This window comes from Microcoleus sp. F4-D5, from assembly GCF_036704885.1.
GTDB lineage: Bacteria > Cyanobacteriota > Cyanobacteriia > Cyanobacteriales > Microcoleaceae > Microcoleus.
The window spans coordinates 1-19,225 of record NZ_JAUBSX010000108.1 but is presented as its reverse complement, the minus strand read 5'-3'; the positions used below and the strand labels follow the sequence as shown (position 1 = coordinate 19,225).

General features: G+C 46.1%; 23 protein-coding genes and 1 pseudogene. 12 read left to right on the top strand and 12 right to left on the bottom strand.

Going from position 1 to position 19,225, the window contains the following annotated elements:
- Positions 1 to 75: 75 nt before the first annotated feature.
- Both QUA80_RS30440 and smpB read right to left on the bottom strand, forming a co-directional pair.
- Positions 76 to 840: pseudogene (locus tag QUA80_RS30440) on the bottom strand (ISAs1 family transposase); the annotation flags it as partial.
- A gap of 223 nt (positions 841 to 1,063) precedes the next feature.
- The gene (smpB, locus tag QUA80_RS30435) at positions 1,064 to 1,531 is read right to left on the bottom strand and encodes an SsrA-binding protein SmpB (protein WP_333428673.1); all 468 of its coding nucleotides are present in this window, start codon (positions 1,529 to 1,531) and stop codon (positions 1,064 to 1,066) included.
- Between the two features lie 142 nt (positions 1,532 to 1,673).
- Here smpB and xrtO point away from each other — a divergent pair, with 142 nt between their 5' ends.
- Complete coding sequence (gene xrtO / locus QUA80_RS30430) at positions 1,674 to 3,224, top strand: exosortase O (RefSeq protein ID WP_333428672.1); 1,551 nt, start codon at positions 1,674 to 1,676, stop codon at positions 3,222 to 3,224.
- The gene (locus QUA80_RS30425; protein WP_333428671.1) at positions 3,224 to 6,124 is read left to right on the top strand and encodes a TIGR02921 family PEP-CTERM protein; all 2,901 of its coding nucleotides are present in this window, start codon (positions 3,224 to 3,226) and stop codon (positions 6,122 to 6,124) included. Before xrtO ends, QUA80_RS30425 begins: the two co-directional genes overlap by 1 nt.
- A gap of 206 nt (positions 6,125 to 6,330) precedes the next feature.
- Here QUA80_RS30425 and QUA80_RS30420 read toward each other — a convergent pair whose 3' ends face one another.
- Both QUA80_RS30420 and QUA80_RS30415 read right to left on the bottom strand, forming a co-directional pair.
- On the bottom strand, positions 6,331 to 6,633 hold the full coding sequence (locus QUA80_RS30420; RefSeq protein WP_333428670.1) for a Rieske (2Fe-2S) protein: 303 nt from the start codon (positions 6,631 to 6,633) through the stop codon (positions 6,331 to 6,333).
- Between the two features lie 173 nt (positions 6,634 to 6,806).
- Positions 6,807 to 7,058: a peptide ABC transporter substrate-binding protein gene (locus QUA80_RS30415; protein ID WP_333196846.1), complete on the bottom strand. Its 252-nt coding sequence runs from the start codon at positions 7,056 to 7,058 to the stop codon at positions 6,807 to 6,809.
- Positions 7,059 to 7,180: 122 nt separating this feature from the next.
- Here QUA80_RS30415 and QUA80_RS30410 point away from each other — a divergent pair, with 122 nt between their 5' ends.
- Together QUA80_RS30410 and QUA80_RS30405 are read left to right on the top strand one after the other, a co-directional pair.
- A complete protein-coding gene (locus QUA80_RS30410; RefSeq protein WP_015175929.1) occupies positions 7,181 to 7,423 on the top strand; it encodes a helix-turn-helix domain-containing protein in 243 nt (80 codons plus the stop codon).
- A gap of 118 nt (positions 7,424 to 7,541) precedes the next feature.
- The gene (locus QUA80_RS30405; RefSeq protein WP_333428669.1) at positions 7,542 to 7,784 is read left to right on the top strand and encodes a helix-turn-helix transcriptional regulator; all 243 of its coding nucleotides are present in this window, start codon (positions 7,542 to 7,544) and stop codon (positions 7,782 to 7,784) included.
- A gap of 173 nt (positions 7,785 to 7,957) precedes the next feature.
- Here QUA80_RS30405 and QUA80_RS30400 read toward each other — a convergent pair whose 3' ends face one another.
- Positions 7,958 to 8,194 (bottom strand): helix-turn-helix transcriptional regulator, encoded by a 237-nt coding sequence (locus QUA80_RS30400; protein WP_333428668.1) that lies wholly within the window; start codon positions 8,192 to 8,194, stop codon positions 7,958 to 7,960.
- A gap of 115 nt (positions 8,195 to 8,309) precedes the next feature.
- Here QUA80_RS30400 and QUA80_RS30395 point away from each other — a divergent pair, with 115 nt between their 5' ends.
- The 4 genes from QUA80_RS30395 (at position 8,310) to QUA80_RS30380 (ending at position 10,003) form a co-directional block, all read left to right on the top strand.
- Positions 8,310 to 8,573, top strand: coding sequence for a peptide ABC transporter substrate-binding protein (locus QUA80_RS30395; RefSeq protein WP_333428667.1), 264 nt, complete (start codon positions 8,310 to 8,312; stop codon positions 8,571 to 8,573).
- Between the two features lie 142 nt (positions 8,574 to 8,715).
- Positions 8,716 to 9,219, top strand: a complete 504-nt coding sequence (locus QUA80_RS30390) for a DUF4365 domain-containing protein (RefSeq protein ID WP_015175933.1) — start codon at positions 8,716 to 8,718, stop codon at positions 9,217 to 9,219.
- A complete protein-coding gene (locus QUA80_RS30385; protein WP_015175934.1) occupies positions 9,216 to 9,758 on the top strand; it encodes a hypothetical protein in 543 nt (180 codons plus the stop codon). The genes QUA80_RS30390 and QUA80_RS30385 overlap by 4 nt, the downstream gene beginning before the upstream one ends.
- A 53-nt stretch (positions 9,759 to 9,811) precedes the next feature.
- On the top strand, positions 9,812 to 10,003 hold the full coding sequence (locus tag QUA80_RS30380; RefSeq protein WP_333428666.1) for a hypothetical protein: 192 nt from the start codon (positions 9,812 to 9,814) through the stop codon (positions 10,001 to 10,003).
- A gap of 47 nt (positions 10,004 to 10,050) precedes the next feature.
- On the opposite strand, the gene QUA80_RS30375 is transcribed toward QUA80_RS30380, so the two are convergent.
- The 3 genes from QUA80_RS30375 to QUA80_RS30365 all read right to left on the bottom strand — a co-directional run bounded on the left by QUA80_RS30375 (position 10,051) and on the right by QUA80_RS30365 (position 12,360).
- Positions 10,051 to 10,719: an HAS-barrel domain-containing protein gene (locus QUA80_RS30375; RefSeq protein ID WP_333428665.1), complete on the bottom strand. Its 669-nt coding sequence runs from the start codon at positions 10,717 to 10,719 to the stop codon at positions 10,051 to 10,053.
- Between the two features lie 153 nt (positions 10,720 to 10,872).
- Entirely contained in the window at positions 10,873 to 11,064 is a 192-nt protein-coding gene (locus tag QUA80_RS30370; protein WP_015175937.1) for an NAD(P)H dehydrogenase subunit NdhS, read from the bottom strand.
- A gap of 225 nt (positions 11,065 to 11,289) precedes the next feature.
- Positions 11,290 to 12,360: an Mrp/NBP35 family ATP-binding protein gene (locus QUA80_RS30365; RefSeq protein WP_333428664.1), complete on the bottom strand. Its 1,071-nt coding sequence runs from the start codon at positions 12,358 to 12,360 to the stop codon at positions 11,290 to 11,292.
- A 189-nt stretch (positions 12,361 to 12,549) separates the two neighbouring features.
- Between QUA80_RS30365 and hemF the strand changes: the two genes are divergently transcribed.
- Both hemF and QUA80_RS30355 read left to right on the top strand, forming a co-directional pair.
- On the top strand, positions 12,550 to 13,593 hold the full coding sequence (hemF, locus tag QUA80_RS30360) for an oxygen-dependent coproporphyrinogen oxidase (RefSeq protein WP_333428663.1): 1,044 nt from the start codon (positions 12,550 to 12,552) through the stop codon (positions 13,591 to 13,593).
- A 57-nt stretch (positions 13,594 to 13,650) separates the two neighbouring features.
- A complete protein-coding gene (locus QUA80_RS30355; RefSeq protein ID WP_006631392.1) occupies positions 13,651 to 14,013 on the top strand; it encodes an STAS domain-containing protein in 363 nt (120 codons plus the stop codon).
- 482 nt (positions 14,014 to 14,495) lie between these two features.
- Here the strand turns inward: QUA80_RS30355 and QUA80_RS30350 are convergent, their stop codons facing one another.
- The gene (locus QUA80_RS30350) at positions 14,496 to 15,116 is read right to left on the bottom strand and encodes a chromophore lyase CpcT/CpeT (protein ID WP_333428662.1); all 621 of its coding nucleotides are present in this window, start codon (positions 15,114 to 15,116) and stop codon (positions 14,496 to 14,498) included.
- Between the two features lie 160 nt (positions 15,117 to 15,276).
- On the bottom strand, positions 15,277 to 15,435 hold the full coding sequence (locus QUA80_RS30345; protein WP_333428661.1) for a hypothetical protein: 159 nt from the start codon (positions 15,433 to 15,435) through the stop codon (positions 15,277 to 15,279).
- A gap of 23 nt (positions 15,436 to 15,458) precedes the next feature.
- Here QUA80_RS30345 and psb29 point away from each other — a divergent pair, with 23 nt between their 5' ends.
- A complete protein-coding gene (psb29, locus tag QUA80_RS30340) occupies positions 15,459 to 16,172 on the top strand; it encodes a photosystem II biogenesis protein Psp29 (RefSeq protein WP_333428660.1) in 714 nt (237 codons plus the stop codon).
- 286 nt (positions 16,173 to 16,458) lie between these two features.
- Here the strand turns inward: psb29 and QUA80_RS30335 are convergent, their stop codons facing one another.
- Complete coding sequence (locus tag QUA80_RS30335; protein WP_333239130.1) at positions 16,459 to 16,995, bottom strand: late competence development ComFB family protein; 537 nt, start codon at positions 16,993 to 16,995, stop codon at positions 16,459 to 16,461.
- A 208-nt stretch (positions 16,996 to 17,203) separates the two neighbouring features.
- Entirely contained in the window at positions 17,204 to 18,085 is an 882-nt protein-coding gene (locus tag QUA80_RS30330) for a M23 family metallopeptidase (RefSeq protein ID WP_445302306.1), read from the bottom strand.
- Positions 18,086 to 18,383: 298 nt separating this feature from the next.
- Between QUA80_RS30330 and QUA80_RS30325 the strand changes: the two genes are divergently transcribed.
- Entirely contained in the window at positions 18,384 to 19,190 is an 807-nt protein-coding gene (locus QUA80_RS30325; RefSeq protein WP_333428658.1) for a formylglycine-generating enzyme family protein, read from the top strand.
- The last annotated feature ends 35 nt before the right edge of the window (positions 19,191 to 19,225 follow it).

Below are 19,225 nucleotides of genomic sequence, written 5' to 3'. Positions count from 1 at the left end.
AAAAAGTCTAAATTAATACCAACTTAATCAGGATGGGTGAAGCCCAATGTTTTTACAATTGATTTAGGATTGCTATATCTGCTCTTTGATTTCACTTAACATTAAGTGATGTCGGATTTCTGAACGACCGTGATTACTCTCTTTCTTGGTCGAATAAGCTGTATGTGTAAAGCCAGAAAACCCTTGTCTAATTGCTTGTTTAAACAACGCTTCTACTCTTTCATACAGGGATGGCTGGTTTTTTATTAAGGTGATTACGTAATCTCCTTTTTGTTCGACAATTGATTTCACAATTGACCTCTGACAGCCCATCGCATCAATGGTGACAATGCTTCCGTTTAATTCTAATACTTTGAGTCAATCCGGAATGGCTGTGATTTCATTAGATTTTTTGTCAACTTTAACTTGTCCTAAAACTAATCTTTGACTTGTCGCCCAAGCACTCACCATATGAATCGCTTTTTGGTTGGCTCCTCTCTCGTAAGAATGGCGAAGACTTTTGCGATCAATTGCGATTACTTCTCCTGGATTAAAGCAGCTAATAGATTGAATTCAACTCAAAAAAAATTTCTGAAATTGAGCGGGGTTGAGGCGAGAAAATACTCGCGCAATTGTGTCATGTGAAGGTATGCCATTCGGCAATTCTAAAATTTTATTTAACCATTCGTATTTGGCTAAGCCGTAACTTTCGATATCCACCCATGTATCAGCACCGCAAATCACGGCACAAATTGAAATAGTAATAATATCAATTAATTGATGATGTTTAGTTCGCTCAATTCTTGGATCTTCTAAGTCGGAAAAATGGTCGGCAATAGTGATTTTAGGTTTTAGTTTCATATTGATAGACTTTAATTAAATATTTTTGAGTACTCAAAAATTCTTCTCCAATATATCATATTCTGTTAACATAAAGTTTAGATGCGTTCGCCCTGCTAATGACTCCTGACTAATAAACATCTCCATAAATTAACTTTCAACCTTCGAGGAGAAAAGGTTTTAGTTTATTTTCCGGAGATGACAACTGACAACTGACGAATGACTACTGACCGATGACTGATGACTAAAATTGCTTCATCGCTCTTTCCATATCCCGCTTGTCTTCGCGTTTCTTTAAATCTTCGCGCTTGTCGTGCAGTTTTTTCCCTTTACCCAAACCGATATCAAGTTTTACCCAGCCGCCTTTCAAATACATTTTTAACGGCACTAAAGTCAAACCTTTTTCTTCGACTTTGCCGATTAATTTGCGAATTTCCTGCTTGTGCATTAGCAATTTACGGGTGCGGCGGGGTTCGTGATTAAAATAGTTGCTAGCACTTCTCCAAGGCGAAATGTGAACGTTGATCAGCCACAGTTCGCCATTCCGAACTAAGCCATATCCGTCCCGCAAATTGGCTTTTCCTTCGCGAATTGATTTGACTTCGGTTCCCTTCAACTCGATGCCTACCTGATATGTCTCTATAATTTCATAGAGATGGCGCGCTTGTCGGTTATCGCTAACAATTTTGTATCCTGCACTTTTTTCGCTCATTTTTACCTCCGTTAAAATTAATTATTATAACGCTAGCTCCTCTGTAGAGAAAGTCGAAGCTTGACAAAACTTAAATAATCGGTCTAGACATTACTAATTTTGCTGAGCTAAGATGTCACCAACGTGAATGTCAAGCGGTATCATGCAGCGCACCAATATTCCCAGTTCTGACCTTCCAGATGCTGTCAGTCCCAATTCAGGGGTTAATTTAGTTTGGTTGGCTCCTTCTTTGTTGGCGCTTGCTTGGTTTTGGGCCAATATCTCGGCAGTTAAGTGGCTGTTATCCTCGTTTGTTGAGATACCCACACTGTACAAGATAGCAATTGGTTTTTTGATTGTAGCATTAGTAGTGCGATCGAGCGGGAACTCCGTTAGCGCAGCCCTCGAAGAGGATCGCCCGCCGGGATTTTCGCTCAATTTCGTTTTGAGGCGATATCCGCTGCTGTTGATGTTGAGTTCGGGTATTTGCTCGATCGCCCTTCAGTACATAATTGATATCAAACAAGTTACTGTCCTGCTATTTATCCTCGGAACTTACGGGCTGTGCGGCTTATTGGTGGAGCCGAACTTTTGGCAAAAAAACTTGCCAGTTGCGGGCTTGCTGGCTTGTATTTTACCATTCAACAGCCAGTTGAATAGCGGATTAGGTTTGCCGGCGCGAGTGCTGACTGCTCAGGTAGTAGAACAGTTGCTCTCAATGCTGCAAGTTGCGGCTATTTCTTCTTATGATATTATCGTTTTGGAAAACGGCATCGCTCACGTTGACGTGCCTTGTAGCGGGATTAAAACCCTATTAGTCGGAACGCTATTTTTGCTAGCTGCTACTTGGCTAGAATGCCGCAAATTGAGTTTAATATGGGTAGCAGTCGGCGCTGCTAATCTTTTAATGTTAGTCTCTGCTAACGCTGCGCGGGTTGCCGTGTTAGTCCTGGTTTCAGAAGTGTTTAAACAGCCAAACATAGCAGAAATTATTCACGTTCCTCTGGGGATTATCGGTTTAGTAGGTGCTTGTTTTGTTACCTGGTTAATGCTGCAACGATTGCCGAAACTTCAGCCCGAAAAAACCAGCGGTATTTCTGCAAAACCCAACTCAGAAATACTCCAAAATCACCCTTTAGCCAAACCAGGAATAATTGCAGCAGTCACAGTTTTGGCAGTAATGGCTCAACTGTCTCATGTAGAAACGTCAAAAATGGCGATCGCACATTTAAGATTGCCTGAATACATTAAATCAGAGTCAATTCCCCTAAATCCTAGCGAACAAAAATTCTTCGGCAACTATCCAGACACCCAAACACAAAAAATCCGATTTGTCGCCGGAAATTTGCGCGGTTCCATGCTCACAGTAGCGAGCACATCATGGCAAACTTATCACGCCCCCGAGTTGTGTTTTGTAGCCAGTGGAATACCCGTCAACCGCATAGAAAAAAAACAACTAACTCCTTCAGTAACAGCCCGGTGGCTGTCTCTCAAAAACAACCAATTATCAGCAGTATACTGGCTGCAATCTGCACGGCTAACTACAGATAACTTTTTGTCCCGTATCGGCAGCGACCTAACTCAAAAAAATCACAATTGGGTGCTAGTTTCCATTTTATTTGACAGTTCGCTAGCAGCCGAAAATCATGAAGTAAAAGAGTTTGCTGGTCAGGTACACGATACCGTTAAACAAAGCTTGCAAGGTGGAAATTAATGAAAATTAAACAGGTATTTGATGGAATTTTTCAAACTATTTTTTGGGTCTGGAATTTGACATTTTTATCGATTGTTTACTTGGGGATTTTGCCGATTATAGGAGTGCCATTAATTCAGGCGACAATCGATGGCACTATTCCGCTAGAGTTTTCTTTGACGATGGCAGCTACGATCGCAGTACCCACTGTATGTACTGTAATAGGAGGTAGGCGTTTTAGCAAGCAACCCCTACAGCTAATGCGTTGGTTTTACGGCGTAGAAGCACCGCTATTTTTGCTTTGTTTGCTCCGCTTGTTCCTGCTGCGAGAACTCACCCCAGCTAGTTATCAAATCATTGCTACTGTTGCTTTGTGCATAGCAGCATTTTTAGTGGAAATGCTGTACGGATATGTGGGCAAAAGAGAAAATGTTCAAAATATTTCAGATTTTCAAACTTCCCATAATAAACAGCCTCGTTTTTTCAGGTTAATCGGAGAAAAGCGAAGTGCGTGGCTGCAATTAGGATGCCACAGTTTAATGCTAGTAGTTGGCATTTGGGCGGCAACATTGCTGATGTATTATGCTGTACCTGTGGCATTGTTTACACTTTATGGATTCTTCGCTGTAGTCATTGAATTTTTCAAGTTTACATGGGTATCAGCATTTTGGGATATCTTTAGATACGGGAGCTGGATCTGGGGTTTAATTTGGATACCGCTATCCTTTATATTGTTTGGTTTAACCTGTAGCTTGTTCGTTGTCATGCCTTCGCTGTACGGCTTTCTCTACATTCATTCCGGGCAGAAAATATGGCAGAGTTTTGCTGCACAATACGGGAAAAATAAAGCGCTAATCGGAAGTTTGGGAGTCATAGCAGCTTGGCTGGCTATTTTCTTGGCTTTGCAGCAGCAGCCGCAAGTTGCAGCACTGAAAATGCTGGCGACTACCCCCGCAAATGACACTGCTCGCCAAACTTTATTAGCCAAGTCTGATATGATTCGAGCGGGCTTAGTTAATGCTTATTTGTCCCCTTACCGCTACCTCAGCACTGTGGGAGAAAACAACCACATTTATGAGATGTACAAAAATAGTTTGAATTTACCTGACGGAGCGGCTCAAACTGTACAGAACAGCTATAATTTTTTAATGTCGCCGTTTTTGTATCAAGGCTCTAGTTCTGATGTGAAAAAAGCCGAAAAACTTTACGGCCAATTCTTCGATACCGAACTGCAAAAAGGCGACACAGAAGCAGTAAAACACGCGGTGCAGTCAACCTCAAACCGGGAAGAAGCTAAAGCTGGTTTGCTGAATGTCAATCAGGAAAAAGTATGGTTGCAGTCGCAAGAAGTTACAGTCAAAGAAAACGGCGATTGGGCAGACGTTCAACTCTACGAAGTTTACAAAAATCAAACAACAAACTTGCAAGAAGTATTCTACTACTTTTCCTTGCCCGAAAGCGCCGCAGTAACAGGAATTTGGCTGGGAGATACTGGCGATTTAAACAAACGTTTTGTATTTACGGTATCGCCTAGAGGTGCGGCCCAGCAAGTCTACAACCAACAGGTAGTAGAAAGAGTCGATCCGGCTTTGCTAGAACAAATTGGCCCCAAACAATACCGCTTGCGGGCTTTTCCAATCCCGCCTAAACGAGAATTCACCCAAACTGAAGGGCCAAAGGAAATGCACCTGTGGCTTACTTACAAAGTCATGCGACAGCCGCAGGGTTGGGCTATGCCTGTTTTGACTGAGAAACGCAATATTTTTTGGAACCAAAATACGCGCCGCACGATCGCTGGAAAAGAGGTAAAATACAGCGGGAAAGAAGCAAGAGAAACTTGGCTGCCACCCTTTTTGCCCGCAGCCGCACAGCAACCGCTAACAGCGCAGCAGGCGGTTATGCCGGGAGGAAATATTATTTCTGCTAAGCCGCTAGCTGAGGCAAATTACTCGCTACCCCAAGGCAAGAAGTTTGCAGTTATTCTCGATACTTCCCGCAGTATGGCGGCCCAAAAGAAGGAAGTAAAAGAGACTTTTGAATGGTTGAAAGCTAATGCAGCAGGAAAAAATGCTGTTGATTTGTATGTCGCCAGCGCTGCGGGAATGCCGCCTAAGTTGGTGGAAGATGTACGCAATTTCGATGCGGCAAAGGTGACGTTTTACGGTACAATCCAGCTCAAAGATATGCTGCAACAGTTTGCACAGTTGCGGGGCGATAAAAATTACGATACTGTATTTTTGGTGAGCGATCGCCACAGTTACGAATTGTCGGACGATCGCAAACCTAAACTTTCCATCTCTGCACCCCTATGGACAGTGCATTTGGGAGGTTTGCCCCCCGGCTACGACGACGCAACTTTGAAGGTTATTCAAGATAGCGGCGGCGGAGTTGCTACGGATATGAAAGAGGCGATACAGCGAGTGGCGACGACAGCAGCTTCGGGCAAATCTACAGTTAGCGTTGTTGACGGCTATGTTTGGAGTTATGCCAAAACGCCGCAGTCGGAAAAAACCGCCAAATCGGCGGCAGTTGTAGAGTCAAAAAATACAGGCAATGAAGGCTTTAAACCGATAGCTGCGCGGCAGTTGATAACTGCACTTAGCAAGCAGAAAAGTTCCAATCAATTGACGCAACTGGATGCGATGCACGCAGTAGCTAAAAATTTCAAAGTGGTGACTCCTTATTCTTCGATGATTGTGTTAGTTAATGACGCGCAAAGGGAGCAGCTAAAAGCAGCGGAAGCTAAGAGCGATCGATTTGACAGAGAGGTAGAATCGGGTAAGGAACAGTTGAGCAAGCCGAATAATCCTCTGAATGTTTCGGGGGTTCCTGAACCGGAAGAATGGCTGCTTTTGGCGGTAGGTGCGATCGGGCTTTTGGTGATTTTCCTCCGCCAGCGGCGCGCGAAAACGGTAGGTTGAAAGTAAATCCGGGTTGGCTACTCCCTCGATGGTTCGGCGGTTGAAACCGCTACTGCAAAAACTTTCGTCTGCCTCCGCAGACTAAGAGAGTGAGGGAGTATTTAAGCCGGACTTGATATCAAATACTAATCTACAGTCGTCTTGAGACGACTTGAGCTATGAGACAGGGGTTTAAACCCCTGTCGGACTTAGCTAATAACGAATAACTAATCTATCTCCACAAAAACGCGATCGCCCTCAATCTTTACCGGATAAGATTCCAGGGAATCGGCTGGTGCATTCAAACATTTACCCGTATCTAATTTGTACTGATACTTATGAAACGGACAGGTAATGATGCCGCTGCTTACCTTACCCATGTCGATTGGATATTCTAAATGAGTGCAAGCATTGCGGTAACAAGTGACATTCATGCCTTGACGGTTCAAAATCAGCGAAGTACCCTCAATTTTTACCTTCAAAATATCCCATTCGGGAACTTGATTCAGCCCTGTTATTTCTACCCACATATAATCTTTCTCGGTTTAAATAAATGATTGCAAACTAATGGGCGATTGCCCGAAAGGCATAGCGAACAACGAGCGATCGCGGTCTAATTTTAACGCCAACACCTCTTAAAGTCTGAATAGACTGTACAAGCTGTTGGCGGTAATTCACGCCCGCAAAGAATGTTATATCACCCCTACAGCCGCAGGTAACGCATGAGAATGCTCATAACTTCACCGGGCTTTTGAGCAGGTTGCAGCGGGCTCCACTCGCTGACAGAGGCAAAACCCAAACAGTAAAGGATGTGAATGATGCTCCTCACCGCTTTGGGAGAACCTATCAGCAGGATTTTCACGGGTTCTCGATCGGGTGGCGGAGGCTCTGCTACAGGTACTGTCGCTGTAGCAGTATCGGTTGCTGGGGGATTGGCAAGGAAGTTTTTCGGCATAAGCATTATACGGTTGTTTACTGGGTGGCTTGCTGACAATCGTCAACAACACTATCTTAGCGTAGTGTAGACGAATGTCAACAATCTTTACTTAGCTGCGAGCTTCTGAGAACATAGAAGCCATGAGCAAGGCAGGAAAGGCGCTGAAGCAGGTTTTAGAAACCTATGGCATCAGTCAAAATCAATTGGCAGCGACTATGGGCATTGGACGATCGAGCATTAACCGTTGGGTTAACGAGAATAGAGATCCGGCATCTGAAGCGGTTCTAGAGATTCGCAAGGGATTACAGCAAATTAATCCCGATGCAGCCGGGGATTTTATTCGTTTGTATTTAGATGATTTGGAGGAAAAACTCGAAGAGTAATAATATGGGCGATCGGGCGCTCGCCTCCCATGCCACCTATGCTTAAGATAAACTCAACAAACAGCCGACTATTTAGGCAACATTTACGAAACGATCGCCCTCTGAGACAATGTGAGGCATGGGAAAAGCAGGCAAAGCACTCAAGCAGGTGCTGGAAACTTATAACATAAGTCAAAATCGCTTGGCTGTGACAATGGGCGTAGCACGTTCCAACATTCATCGTTGGGTCAATGAAAATAGAGATCCCGTAGCAGAGGCAGTGTTGGACATTCGGAAAGCACTATGGCAAATTAATCCCGATGCAGCCGGGGATTTTATTCGTTTGTATTTAGATGATTTGGAGGAAACACTCGAAGAGTAATAATATGGGCGATCGGGCGATCGCCTCCGATGCCAGTTATGCTTGAGATAGACTCAACAAACAGCCGACAATATATAATCTTTCTGGCTTTAAATAAATTCTCACAAACTAATTGGCGATCGTCCTTGAATGCAGCAAGGGCGATCGGTGGGGCGCTCTCCACACCTGAGAACCTAACCGTTTTCCTCGCCATTTCCCAGGTACAACCTGACGAATTCATCAGCCGCCTCCCGATTGAAGGTCTGCAACGCTTGCTTAATCGCAAATACCGCCTCAGCGGATGGATCTCGTTCTTCACTCACCCAACGGCTAACGTTTGAGCGATCGATTTCCATCTTTGTCGCCAATTGATATTGACTGATATCGTATGCCTCTAATATTTTTTTGAGGGCTTTACCTGCTCTTCCCATGCTCCCGATTGTGTCAGAGAGTCATGCTCCTGTAAACGTTGCTGATTGTCATCTAATGCGCTACACTGCGAGTAGTTGACAATTAGCACCGATCGGATCGAGGAGATCGACCGCAATGACTCAAACACAGCTTTTTGTTTCCACAGAGATCAACGAAATCCCGACATCGCGGACATCGCAGCCAAATCCTGTGCCTGCTGAACCAGACCGGCAACCTGTGCTGATCCTAGTGATTGGTTCCCAGAAGGGAATCGATAAAATTGTTAGCGCACTCTACTTGCGTCGCTTTGCAGCAGTTCAAGAATGGTCGCAGATTTTACCTGCCCCGACTATCGGCAAGCTCATGCGGAGTTTAATTCGCTATGTTTCTTTAGATTAAATTGGGCAAAAATGCTCTTTGACATCAGACGCAGTGCGTTATGAATGGCGCACCTACTGCGGTACTGTACCAGACGGATAGGCGATCGGACGATCGCCTCCGATGCCAGTTATGCTTGAGATAGACTAAACAAATAGCGCTCGTGGACATTAACCAGCAAAAAGAACAGTTCAGTTATGCGTATATTTATGCAGTTGCTGCCTCGGCTGGCTACTCCTTCCAGATAGCAGCTAGACCATTAGATTTTGACGGGATCGATATCATTCTTGCTGGCGGTATGGGAAGTGGAATTATTCGATATCCCAGACTTGAACTCCAGGTAAAATGCACATCTAGGGATGTGATTGGACAGGAAGCAATTAGATATCCGCTCGAAGTCAAGAACTACAATGACTTAAAAGTAGAAAATATTCTGACTCCTCGACTGTTAATCCTTGTAGTCGTACCCGAGAATTTAGACAATTGGCTAATCCAATCTCAACAGGAACTTTGCCTGAAATATTGCGGTTATTGGGTTTCTCTGCGAGGTCAACCCCCAACCCAGAATCAAACCACTGTTACAATTTCCATACCCAGACAGAATATCTTTAATGTAACAGCTCTTACCACCCTCATGCAGCTAATAGAAGCAGGCGAAACCCTATGATAGTCACCGTTCGAGATCCCGAAATTCTCAAAAATCTACAGCCAGAGATCGTGCGTACTTACCTCGAAACGCATTGCTGGCAAGAAGTGCGACAAATTGACGATAAAGCTTCTCTCTGGAATCGCCACAGCGAAACCTCAGAAGAGTTAGAGATTCTGCTACCATTAAAACCAGAATTTTTAGACTTTCCCCGCCGGATGGCTGAAGTTTTACAAACCCTAGAAATTGCTGAAAATCGTTCCCAGCTCGAAATTCTCAGCAATCTCTTGACATCAGCTCCTAACATTACCATTCAAGGTATAGTCACCAACTTGCAAGAAGGAGCAGCCACCGGAAAAGTAACTTTGACTGGCGTTATTGTTGGCAAGCTGCGGCGCATTCAGTTAGAACTAGCAGAACCAGTCTACGAACTGGCAGTCAAAGCTTATCAAGCCAGAATTCCGGTTATTTGTCAAGGCAATTTAGTTAAACAAGGTCGCTCTTTTTTGCTGGAAAGTACCCATCACTTTACATTAGACTTAGACGCATGGTTGGAATGAATGCGTTCTACTATAATCAACTTAAAGAGCAATAATTAAATAATTTTAAAAAGATGGTTAATGTCTTTATTCTTCAGCGCGTCCATGAATTCGGAGACGACCGCGAAAACGTAAAAATTATCGGTATTTATTCGACTAAAACATTAGCCGAAGCTGCTAAGGCAAGAATGCTCTCCCAACCCGGTTTTATAGATGCTCCAGAAGGCTTTCATCTAAGCTGTTATCCCTTGGATAAAGACCACTAGATCGACGGCTATGTCACTGTTTATTATTCTGATTCTTAACCTTTACTTTACGGATGAATCTGACTCAAAATCACGCGCAACCTGTCGTAATCATCCTTCAGCAAAACACTCAAACTCCTTCCCGCTTCCACCAACCAAGATCGATCGCGCATCCGCAACTGATAAATCTCACGAATCGCCGCCGCCGTCAGCGCATCCACCGGTGCATTAGCCACCCCCAGCAGCGTCCTCAAAAAATCCAACTGCACCGTAAAAGCAATCACCTCATCCGGTTCGCAGCGATAAACCGCCTGGTGAATTTGCGGCGGGCGCGGCGGCAAATACTGATAAATTTTACCCCTAGATGGGCCGTGACCGTTCAACCTTTCGGGCGCAGCCTCAAACCCCACAATCGCCACTCGAAACTCGGTTTTTAGCATCGCAAAAATCTGCGGTTGTTCTTCCCGCAACTCTTCCAGCGACAAACCCAAAGCGCGAGCTCTGTGCACCGAGTCGATCGGGCTAGTCGTAGCGTAATAAACCACGCCGTAAATTTGATTTTGCGACTCTTCATCCTGGGCCTTCACCCAACTGCCAAAAGGCGGCATCACGGGAAAACTTAAGTCTTCTGGTTCCAAACATTGAGCCAAAAACTCGGAAGTTGCCGTCTCGATTACTTCAGCAATGCGATCGGGATGGCGCTCTTTTGTAGCAAATTGGGGTAAAGGTAAACGCATAGTTTTAGTGATTAGTCATTAGTCATCAGTCATCAGTCATTAGTCATTGGTTTGGTGCTAGTTTTCAAGGGTCTTGAGTTAGTAGTCTGGGATTGGGTTATTTAGCAATTACCAATTACCGATTAGCCATTACCAATGACTAATAACCGCTGACTATTTCGCGCGACCAGCCGTAGCATCGACAAGTTCCAATTGGGACAAGCGGAACGTGATCAGCTTGTCCCAATTGCCGCCTTCAAATAGTACCGCGACTTTCCCGTCGCTAACTCGCTGGACTTGTCCTTGAAAGGCGTAGTAAATCTCACCCTTATCTTTAACTCGAACTGCCGAACCTGGAAAAATCATAATTCTTGGAATGTTAAGTTGGCTGTTTATAGCTTACCTTTTCTTGGCGATCGAGACTTGATGCTAAAACAGGCAAGATGCCTGTTCCACCAACTCAACAGGCAAGATGCCTGTTCCACAAACTAAACAGGCAAGATGCTACAAACTAAACAGGTTTCTTGTGGGGAGTAGGGGTTAGGCGTCCCGCCCGCCCATCAAAAGCTGATTGACAATCCAAGATGTGAGTTACGCTAAGGCTGCTACGGAAACTTTACCGGCAATGCGACCGGCGATCGCCCGCAACTCCCTAGCTGAAGCAGAACCCGGTTGTCCCACCACGATCGGCACCCCAGAATCGCCACCTTCCCGCAACGGAATTTCCAGCGGAATGCAGCCTAACAGCGGCACTCCCAACTCAGCAGCAGTCTTTTCCCCGCCACCGGAACCGAAAATATCGTATTGCTTGTCTGGCATATCCGGCGGCACAAAATAGCTCATATTTTCCACAATTCCCAACACCGACACTCCCAACTGCTGGAACATCTTTAACCCCTTGCGGGAGTCCAACAATGCCACAGTCTGCGGCGTGGTCACGATCACGACACCAGCCATCGGCACCGCTTGCGCCATTGTCAACTGCGCGTCTCCAGTACCCGGAGGCATATCGACAATCAGATAGTCTAAATCGCCCCAATTTACTTGATAGAGGAACTGCCGGATGATCCCGTTCAACATCGGGCCGCGCCAAATCACGGGCTGGTCTTTGTCAATTAAAAACGCCATCGACACTAATTTGACGCCGTAGTTGAAGGCGGGTTCGAGGCTTTCCCCGCTTTTTCCGTCCCTAACCATCACTTTCGCATCCCCCAGACCTAACATTGTCGGGTCGTTGGGCCCATAGATATCCGCATCCAGCAAACCCACCCTAGCGCCGGTTTGCGCCAGCGCTACTGCCACATTTACCGCCACCGTGCTTTTGCCGACGCCGCCTTTGCCGCTGGATATTGCGATAATATTTTTAACGCCTTCAATGCCTTGGCGATCGACCACTCCCTTTTGCTGGGGCGTCTCGGCTGTCACCTCCACCGCCACTTTTTCGACTCCTGGCAACTGTTTGACCGCTTTTTGGCAATCTTCGACAATAAATTCTCGCAGCGGGCAAGCAGGCGTTGTCAGCACTAAAGTAAAACTGACGACACCGCCGTCAATTTTGATGTTACGAATCATGTTCAATTCCACCAAACTCTTTTGCAGTTCGGGGTCTTGCACGGGTCGCAGGATTTCTAAGACTGAACTAACATCGAGTGTATTGGGCATTGTGTTCTCCACCATAGCTCTGCAATTGGGTTAGCGAATTTTCATCGCAGGTTTAAGTATATTTTTATTGCTATTTTTTAATGTAACTTCATAGCGATCATTTGCAGACCTACGGTGGCATAATTACATGACGACTGGATTTGGGAATCATCACCCATCTAAGACTCAAATCTGACAACAGAAATTCTTATGACAGTTTCTACAACTCTTAAAACCGCGACTTCCCCGTTTTTGCCGCCGGCTGACTCTAGAGCTAGAGTCAGCCAATTTATGAAAAGCCTACAAGACGAAATTTGTCAATCCCTCGAACAGCTCGATGGCCTCGGCAAATTTCAAGAGGACTCTTGGGAACGAGCCGAAGGCGGCGGCGGACGTTCTCGCGTCATGCGCGAAGGCAATATTTTTGAACAAGGGGGAGTCAATTTCTCCCAAGTGTGGGGCGAAAGTTTGCCGGCTTTGATTTTGGCCAAGCACCCAGAAGCTGCCGGTCACGATTTCTATGCAACTGGCACTTCGATGGTGCTGCACCCCCGCAATCCCTATTTGCCTACGGTTCACCTGAATTATCGCTATTTTGAGGCAGGGCCGATTTGGTGGTTTGGCGGCGGTGTGGATTTGACTCCTTATTACCCGTTGGCTGAGGATGCAGCTCATTTTCACAAAACTCTGAAAGCAGCTTGCGATCGCCACCATCCCGGATATTATCCGACATTTAAACTCTGGTGCGACGAATATTTCTACCTCCCGCACCGCCAAGAAACCCGCGGCGTGGGCGGTCTGTTTTTTGACTACCAAAATGCTCAAGGCCCCCTTTACCGCGACCATCATGTCAAAGGCAAGGCCGCTGAGTGCAGCAATGACATCGGGGTGCTGGAACCTAGGAGTTGGGAGTCGCTGTTTGCCTTCGTACAGGACTGCGGTCGGGCATTTTTGCCGGCTTACACCCCAATTGTGGAAAAGCACCGATCGAAAGAATACGGGGATCGCGAGCGCAATTTCCAACTTTATCGCCGCGGCCGTTACGTTGAATTTAACTTAGTGTACGATCGAGGCACGACCTTTGGCTTGCAGACCAACGGACGCACCGAATCGATTCTGATGTCCCTGCCACCTTTGGTACGCTGGGAATATGGCTACGAGCCAGAACCCAACTCTCCTGAAGCCGAACTCTACTCCAAGTTCTTAAAACCGCAAGATTGGGCGAATTGGATGCCTCAGCAGTCACCGACGTGAGTTAAACTACTGGGACAGTAACCACCGCGATAGATAATAAATTTGAGGGAAGGGTCAGTGATTCATATTGATCAAAAAACCCACACGCTTCAAGACGGTACAACAGTTATCGTCTTAGCACCGACAGGACGGTTGGACATCACGACAGCTTGGCAATTCCGCCTCAAGTTGCAAGAGTGTATTTCCAAACTCAGCCGCCATGTCGTAGTGAATCTTGGTCAGGTTAACTTTATCGATAGTTCTGGCCTGACCTCACTTGTAGCAGGTATGCGGGATGCGGATAAAGTTAAGGGAAGTTTCCGCATTTGCAATGTTCATCCAGAAGCCAAACTGGTGTTTGAAGTCACCATGATGGATTCTGTGTTTGAAATCTTTGAAACGGAAGAAGAAGCTCTAGAGGGGGTGCCGCGCGCAAGTTGATCGCCGGGCTGGTATCGGTTGCGATGTCACGGCAATTAAAGCTTGAGGCTCAGAAGCGTGCACAAACCCAGCAGAAGAACAGGAAGCAGGCAAGAATTTACCTGCTTCCTGTTCTTCTGCTTTCCTGACAAATTTAATAGGCCACTTTCAAGTGAACTTCCCTGCAAATATACTTACTGAGGCTCAAAAGCCTCTCATCACAAAGGTTTCAATTGTTGAGTCAAAAAATGAGTTCCCATGCAGATGATTGATATTTGTTTGCGATCGGCAATTATATTGAATCTACAACAATTGAGCGCGAGATCCTGCGTCAGCTATTGCCTCTCGATGGGTACAAACTGACAGCTCAACAATTGAAACCTTTGTTGAGTAAGAGTTTTAGGACTGTTAGTACATTGGTATGGAGGAAGTCCAGCTTAACCCGAACTGACGTTATTTATATCTGTGCAAAGTCGGAACGTGCAGGTTGAGTGACACCGCCCTCAAACCAATATCTCAGCAGCAAAATCCTGACACTTGACAAATCTAAAAGGGCCCATTAAAGCTCCCCAGGTAGCTGCGCCTGTCGTGGGGTTTATTCCTTTGTCGTAGCTGAGAAATTCGTCGCTTGCGGCTTCAAATCCCAAGTCTACTTGGTAATTTGTGCCTCCGTAGGTAAAGCCGCAGCGAGTGCCCTCGGGCAAAGATGCCCGAAACCGATAGCCGTTTGAGCCTAAATTTTGCACCGCAACCGAGAGGGTGCAGCCGGGGAGAAATTGAATTTGCTCGCTGGTTAGCTTTTTGAGCAAGTCGGGGTTGCGACCGGCTCCTTTGAAAGCTGCAATATCCTTGAACATATAATACTGAGCTTCCATAAGTCCCGGCGCTGTCTGTGAGTGCCTCAGTTGCACGATGCGGGGGCGGTATGGCTTGTCTAATTGCAGAATGCTGGCTTGTTCCGCAAACAGGGTAATGCTGGGTTCCTCCAAAAGAGCAACCGGCAGGGGTCTTTGCCACAAACGAAGGTGAACGTACCAAGTCGGGTCTGCTAGCGCTTGTTCCCGGTTGTCAAATTCGCCTGCCATGTACTGGGCTAAAGCTGTTAATTCAGGAGAAATTGTCATGTTTGTTTGATTTTTCAGGTTTATGGCTTGACAGCAAAAAGTTATTGTGATAAGCCTTGGAAGGTCTGGGCTGGGCAAGTCAGAAGATTAGATTTATCAGCGATCCCAGCTAAGCTATGATTGTAAAGATACTGGGGTTTTGCACTCCTACTGCGACATATTAATTGTTGCTGCCGATCGCGCGTAAAATATTTTTGATAAAATTTTGTCTCGCAATCCGGCGGCAACCCTCAAAAAAACTGGCAATGTTTGTCAGCCCGATCGCAGAATTGATTCCCCAGACTTTACTCACGCCGCGCTGGCACGCCCGCTGCGGCAAAATTATTTATCTATAAGACTCAGGTGAACAATAACCGTACTGTTTCAGATACTAAGCGAAGTTTCTATACGATTCACACTCGACCGATCAACTCAATTTACCGTCGAGTGGTGGAAGAGTTGATGGTAGAAATGCACTTGCTTTCGGCAAATGCCGATTTTCAATACGACCCGATTTATGCTTTGGGTGTGGTGACAGCTTTCGATCGATTCATGCTTGGGTACGCCCCAGAAGCAGACAGAGTTTCGATTTTTAACGCTTTGTGCAAGTCCGTAGAAGACGATCCAGAACGCTACAAGCAAGACGCTCAGCGATTGGAAAGCTTGGCGGAGCGACTTTCCGGGCAAGAGTTGCTCTCGTGGCTCGATCGCTCGACCAGCTTTGAAGATACAGCGGATTTGCAAGCGTCTTTAGGGGCGATCGCCAGCAACCCTCAATTTAAGTACAGCCGCTTGTTCGCGATCGGTTTGTTCTCGCTGTTAGAAAAAGCTGACCCAGACTTGGTAAAAGACCAAGAAACGCGAAACGACGCGATCGCCAAAGTCAGTGCGGCTTTGCACTTGCCAGAAGACAAAGTTAGCAAAGATTTAGATTTGTACCGCAGCAATTTGGAAAAAATGACCCAAGCGCGAATAGTGCTTCAAGATGTCATCCAAGCGGAACGAAAGAAACGCGAAAAGCGAGAAACAAAAGTTACCGCCAGCCCCTCAGCAGACTCTTCTGACAGCAGCAATTAAATTAATCGTTTGGAAGAACAAAGAAGTTCGGCAAAGGATTCGCTTTCTGAGGATGTAACGGATTTCAAGAAGAAGGCTATAGCGGCGAAGCTGAGCGGGTAAAAAGAACGAAGAGGGGTTTTTTGTTTTTTGAAAAAAACAAAAAACTCTTAAATTGTAATTTTTTTATTGAATTCTGGCTTCGGCTTTGTGCCTTCAGATGAAGGTTGCTTGCTCAGAAACTAAAAATCCCGCTTTCTGAATTGAGCGGGATCGACTTAACAAAAATAGAGCTGTTGGGGTGGTGCTAAGGTTGCGGCTCAAAATTAGTGGCGTTAGCTTGCAGCCAAGTGCTTAGCTGTGAAAGAACCTCGTTCCCAGAAGACTTGCCCAAAGCTGTGGGGTTTGGGGTGTCGGGCCTGTCCAAGTTGCGGGCGATCGCTGCGTTGACTTCTTTGGCAATCAAATCGTGAAGTTGCTCTTTAGCCCTAGCCCTTTGAAAGTGAGCTCCCTCTTCTGTCGTAGCGTACAGAGGTGGCAGCCTATTTAAAGCATAAGCTGCAATATCTCCCACATCCAGACTCAAGTCGCTCGTGGCCTCAATTTCTGCCACCCTAGCGATCGCATCGCTGAGTACCAATTCTTCCATCACGTTGATGAACTGTTTGCGCGGCAGAACCACAACTTCCCCAGTCAATAAAGATCCCATCAGACGATCGAGAGCCATGTACTCTTCGATCGACAATTCGGAAGCCGTATTGCAGATCCGTCCCACCTCAGCTTCCATAGACGGCGTTAAATAACCATCTTGCAAAGCCTGTTCAACAATTTTTTCAATACTCATATATGCGTCCCCGCTCAACGGCATCATTAATAAAGTTTTGTGAAGACGCAATTGTTAGCGTCTTGAGATTCGAGTTTGGAGGGTTGAGTTGAGAAATTTTATACAAATCCTAACTCAATACTGATAACCCCTAACAGTTATCTGCACACCCCAGCCACAAACTTACCCCATAATTGACGGCTTGATCCGTCAAAACCTGTAAAAACTCCTACTCAACTCCCTGAAGCCGCCAAGGTACCGGATCGACCGACTGCCCGTGTACGTACAGTCCCCAATGCAGGTGAGGGCCTGTGGAAGCCCCCGTTGACCCCAGAGCACCAATTACTTGACCGGCTTTCACGACATCGCCTTCCTTGACATCAATCCGGCTGAGGTGCATCAAAATACTTGCTACCCCCTGACCGTGGTCGATACCAACCACGTTCCCGTGGATTTTGAACCCTTGCGATTCGCGTCCCACTAGAGACACCCGACCGGCGGCTGGTGCCACGACAGGAGAACCGTAAGCACCCGCGTAATCAACGCCGCGGTGGTAGTAGTCTTGAGCAAATACCCCATTATAATACCGCCGCACCCCGTAAATAGTGGTGATTTCGCCGGAGTTGGGGCGCAACAATTTGCCGTCCCAAAATTTTTCGGTTGTCACCAGTGCTTTAAATGCGTCTACGCGATCGAATTCGGCATCTGTACCTTCCTCGTCTTTCCCAGGCGGTAGCCAGATGGATTGGGTGGGAAAATCTCGACCGCGCACTTGCACGCTCAAATTCTTCACTTGTCCGTCACCTGTGACTTGGATTTGGCGGGCACCGGGTTTCTCTACCGGCGTCGTCGGCAGCAAAGCCCGAAAGCGCCCGTTGCCGATGGGAAACGCAGGGTAGTTTTTCTGCTGTAAAGAAACTTTTGGAGTTTCCCCGCCGTTACCGTCAACCTGAATGATTACTGACAGCGTATCTCCCAGCGCGGGACTGGCCGGCGTTACAACTACCTGCAAAGCTTGCACTGGCAAGGCAAAACTCACAAGGCCAGCAACAATTCCCCCGATCGAACTTACCGTTAGCTGCTTTGCCTTCAACCCTCCCCACCGCAACATAGGATTCACAATTATTTTTGCACTTTGTCGGCAGTTGCCTTGATTTACATTCGTCATCACCGATATCCTAAATTCTTATCTAGCTAATGTTACACAAAGTAACTAACTCTAGCACGCTCTCACTGCAAAGGGTAACGCAATGTTAGGACTTGCGCCAAGTCGGTAAATGTAGCCTGTAAAAGCGCCAAACCCAACGCACGATTTGCCTTGTTTGTAGCGTAACTGGGTAAGTTTTGAGTATTTGGCATATTTATTAAGTAAATGCCATAGTGGTTAATCATAGAAAGGTCAAAATGCCATGCCAAATGACCAAAATCAACCCAGAGAATATGATGCCGTCAAAGGCGGTCAAAATTCAACTTCTGTCGATGCTGCGGTACTGGGAGGAATTGCCGGCGTTAAAAGCCGCCTAGCCTCGCCCTCTGTCGAAGTGAGAATCGCCGCACTCTCCGAAGCGCTCCAATATGGAGAAGCAGGGTTAGATTTGATACTGGGAGCATTGCAGGATGAGTCAGTACAGGTGAAATTAGCTGTCTATTCACTACTGAAAGATAGAAATGAGGAGAAGATAAAACAACATTTACAAAACTATTTTTTTGATTTTGATGTCATCGCAGTTGATTCAAATGGACGAGAAAGCAGTCGCAGCAAGTCGTTTGCTTTCTACTTCCCCGAAGACCTAGGAAATGGAATTGTGTTGGAAATGGTTTACATTCCCGGCGGCACATTGATGGTAGATTCGCCAGTAACAGAAGTTGATAGATATAGAGTTTACTCCGAAGGTGAGAAGCCTCAAGTCACAATACCCGCTTTTTATGCAAGCAAATACCCCATCACCCAAGCACAGTGGGAAGCAGTCATGGGAAATGGAACCAACCAATCGAGTTTCACAGATAAAAAACATCCTGTTGAAAATGTATCGTGGTGGAAGGCCATCAGCTTCTCTCGAAAACTATCGCAAAAAACCAGTAAAAAATATCGTCTTCTGAGTCAAGCAGAATGGGAATATGCCTGCCGTGCCGGTACAACAGCCCCATTTGATAGTGATGTTTTTATGGCAATTATCTGGGGGGGTAACAACCAGCCTGAAACCCATACTTTGTAAGGATTGAGCCAATCCGCTGCTCAAAAAAGATAGGC

What these genes read in the sequence shown, in the direction of transcription:
- QUA80_RS30395 (WP_333428667.1), top strand. Translation starts at nt 8,310, where the DNA reads ATGACTCAAACACAGCTTTTTGTTTCCACAGAGATCAACGAAATCCCG.
- QUA80_RS30385 (WP_015175934.1), top strand. Translation starts at nt 9,216, where the DNA reads ATGATAGTCACCGTTCGAGATCCCGAAATTCTCAAAAATCTACAGCCA.
- QUA80_RS30350 (WP_333428662.1), bottom strand. Translation starts at nt 15,116, where the DNA reads ATGACAATTTCTCCTGAATTAACAGCTTTAGCCCAGTACATGGCAGGC.
- QUA80_RS30335 (WP_333239130.1), bottom strand. Translation starts at nt 16,995, where the DNA reads ATGAGTATTGAAAAAATTGTTGAACAGGCTTTGCAAGATGGTTATTTA.
- QUA80_RS30420 (WP_333428670.1), bottom strand. Translation starts at nt 6,633, where the DNA reads ATGTGGGTAGAAATAACAGGGCTGAATCAAGTTCCCGAATGGGATATT.
- QUA80_RS30375 (WP_333428665.1), bottom strand. Translation starts at nt 10,719, where the DNA reads ATGCGTTTACCTTTACCCCAATTTGCTACAAAAGAGCGCCATCCCGAT.
- QUA80_RS30405 (WP_333428669.1), top strand. Translation starts at nt 7,542, where the DNA reads ATGGGAAAAGCAGGCAAAGCACTCAAGCAGGTGCTGGAAACTTATAAC.
- QUA80_RS30410 (WP_015175929.1), top strand. Translation starts at nt 7,181, where the DNA reads ATGAGCAAGGCAGGAAAGGCGCTGAAGCAGGTTTTAGAAACCTATGGC.
- QUA80_RS30365 (WP_333428664.1), bottom strand. Translation starts at nt 12,360, where the DNA reads ATGCCCAATACACTCGATGTTAGTTCAGTCTTAGAAATCCTGCGACCC.
- QUA80_RS30330 (WP_445302306.1), bottom strand. Translation starts at nt 18,085, where the DNA reads ATGTTGCGGTGGGGAGGGTTGAAGGCAAAGCAGCTAACGGTAAGTTCG.
- QUA80_RS30400 (WP_333428668.1), bottom strand. Translation starts at nt 8,194, where the DNA reads ATGGGAAGAGCAGGTAAAGCCCTCAAAAAAATATTAGAGGCATACGAT.
- hemF (WP_333428663.1), top strand. Translation starts at nt 12,550, where the DNA reads ATGACAGTTTCTACAACTCTTAAAACCGCGACTTCCCCGTTTTTGCCG.
- QUA80_RS30380 (WP_333428666.1), top strand. Translation starts at nt 9,812, where the DNA reads ATGGTTAATGTCTTTATTCTTCAGCGCGTCCATGAATTCGGAGACGAC.
- QUA80_RS30415 (WP_333196846.1), bottom strand. Translation starts at nt 7,058, where the DNA reads ATGCCGAAAAACTTCCTTGCCAATCCCCCAGCAACCGATACTGCTACA.
- xrtO (WP_333428672.1), top strand. Translation starts at nt 1,674, where the DNA reads ATGCAGCGCACCAATATTCCCAGTTCTGACCTTCCAGATGCTGTCAGT.
- smpB (WP_333428673.1), bottom strand. Translation starts at nt 1,531, where the DNA reads ATGAGCGAAAAAAGTGCAGGATACAAAATTGTTAGCGATAACCGACAA.
- QUA80_RS30325 (WP_333428658.1), top strand. Translation starts at nt 18,384, where the DNA reads ATGCCAAATGACCAAAATCAACCCAGAGAATATGATGCCGTCAAAGGC.
- QUA80_RS30425 (WP_333428671.1), top strand. Translation starts at nt 3,224, where the DNA reads ATGAAAATTAAACAGGTATTTGATGGAATTTTTCAAACTATTTTTTGG.
- QUA80_RS30370 (WP_015175937.1), bottom strand. Translation starts at nt 11,064, where the DNA reads ATGATTTTTCCAGGTTCGGCAGTTCGAGTTAAAGATAAGGGTGAGATT.